This is a genomic window from Bradyrhizobium sp. Kon69, assembly GCF_055807515.1.
In genome coordinates this window covers 1-248 of the sequence record NZ_JBVVOS010000504.1, presented here as the reverse complement: position 1 = coordinate 248, position 248 = coordinate 1, and the positions used below count along the sequence as shown (strand labels likewise).

Below are 248 nucleotides of genomic sequence, written 5' to 3'. Positions count from 1 at the left end.
ATGCTGGCGCAGCGCCTGGGCCATGATGCCGAAGCGTCGGGTCAGCTGATTCATTTCCGCCGCGGACGATATCGGCAAGGTCACCTCGAAATCACCTTGCCCGATTTTGTCGGCGGCCTTGGCCAGGGCTTCAATGGGCCCGCCGAAGCGTCGGGCGATGCCGTGGGCGGTCACGAAACCGATAATCAGCACCGCGAGGCCTACCAGCCCCAGCAAGGCGGCAATCAACAGCGCACGTTCGCGGGATC

General features: G+C 64.1%; 1 protein-coding gene. It reads right to left on the bottom strand.

What is annotated here, in order from left to right; genetic code table 11:
• Positions 1-248: HAMP domain-containing protein (locus AC0L3U_RS39960; protein ID WP_473365206.1), on the bottom strand; the 248-nt coding region annotated here is incomplete at both ends.